We start from the raw sequence: 1760 nt of genomic DNA, 5'->3' as shown, positions 1-1760 counted from the left end.
ACTTCCAACAGGTTGGCATTTCCGTCGAGCGCCTCGGCGACATCTTCAACACCCGCGCCGAGCCGGGCGAAAACAGCGGCATGGCCCTGCCGCCCATCAAGGGCAGGGTCACGTTCGAGAAGATCGGCTTTCGCTACCGGCCCGATACCCCAGAGGTCCTTTCCGATATCGATCTTGACGTGCAGCCCGGCGAGGTCATCGGCATTGTCGGGCGCTCTGGATCGGGCAAGAGCACCCTGACCAAGCTCGTCCAGCGCCTGTATGTTCCTGAGCGCGGCCGCGTGCTGGTCGATGGGCACGACCTCGCACTGGTCGACCCCGCCTGGCTTCGCCGTCAGCTCGGCGTCGTTCTCCAGGAGAACTTCCTCTTCAACCGCACTGTTCGCGAAAACATCGCCCTTGGCGACCCGGGCATGGCCATGGAACGGGTCATTGAGGCCGCAAAGCTCGCCGGCGCTCACGACTTCATCGTCGACCTTCCCCAAGGCTACGACACTATCGTCGGCGAGCACGGTGCCAGCCTGTCTGGCGGTCAGCGTCAGCGCGTGGCCATTGCGCGGGCCCTGGTCCTTGACCCCCGCATCCTCATCTTCGACGAGGCGACCAGCGCCTTGGACTACGAGTCCGAAAGGGCCGTCATGGACAACATGCGCGCCATTTGCCGCGACCGTACCGTGATCATCATTGCCCATCGTCTCTCGACCGTTCGCCAGGCGAACCGCATTGTCGTGGTTGATAAGGGCCGTATCGTCGAGTCCGGCGCACCCGCTGAGCTGCTTGCGATCGACGACGGCCATTTCCGTCAGCTCCATCGACTCCAGCAGGGCTGACCCATGGGTGCCAGAATCGATGCAATCGTTGCGGTGTTCGTCCGGTACTGCGATATCTCCAAGGCCGCTTGGGCCGACCGCCACGCCATGGTGCCAGCGCAAAGGACCACCGATGAATTGGCGTTCCTGCCGGCCCACCTTGAATTGACGGACGCGCCTCTCTCCCCGGCCCCACGGTGGAGCATGAGAATCATCATGGCGCTCTTCGTCGTGGCTCTCGCATGGGCCTGTCTCGGAAAACTCGACGTCGTCGCCGTCGGGGCTGGCAAGACAGTCACGACAGGGCGCACGCGTGTGGTCCAGCCGCCTGAGACAGCGGTGGTCCGGCGTATCTTGGTCGACGATGGCCAACACGTCAGACAAGGCGAGCTCCTTGTCGAACTCGACGGGACGGCGACGACCGCGGACGTCGACAAGGCCCGGGACGCCTTCCTCAGCGCTCGCCTGAATGCGGCTCGCAGCAGCGCAATGGCAAGTGCCATTGATAGCGGTAGGCTCCCTGCGCTGGGCAATGATGGAACGTATCCAGCGGGCCGCTTCGAAGCAATGCGAGACCTCGCGTCCAGTCAGTGGGCGGCCTTCCGGGCGCGAAAGCAGGGCCTCGAGGCGATGGTCGAGCAAAAGGCCGCCGAGCTCCGCACGGTCGAGTCGGCGATTGGCCCACTCGAGGAGTTCCTCGCCATCTCGCAAACGCGTGTGGCCGACTATGAGGCGTTGCTCGACAAGAAATATGTGCCGCGCCAGGAATACCTCGTCCGCAAGCAAGAGCGCATCAATGCAGAGCGGGACCTAGCCGGCCAACGAAGCCGTGCGCAAGAACTACGCTCAGCCATCGTTGGCGCGCGGGAGGAACTGGCCCTGTCGACCAAGGACCTCCGCCGGCAAACACTCGACGAACTGCGCCAGGCACAAGAACAGATGGCTCAATAC

At 63.8% G+C, this 1760-nt stretch carries 2 protein-coding genes; both read left to right on the top strand.

Translation table 11 applies throughout. The features are described from left to right. Window positions 1-830 (top strand): ATP-binding cassette domain-containing protein (locus tag AC1DT2_RS22445; protein WP_477298840.1); only part of this gene is annotated, 830 nt, incomplete at its 5' end. A gap of 3 nt (window positions 831-833) precedes the next feature. After that, the coding region (locus tag AC1DT2_RS22440) for a hemolysin secretion protein D (protein ID WP_477298839.1) at window positions 834-1760 on the top strand (927 nt) is incomplete at its 3' end.

Source organism: Luteibacter sp. P4_E6, from assembly GCF_056401535.1.
This window is presented reverse-complemented; position numbering and strand designations above follow the sequence as displayed.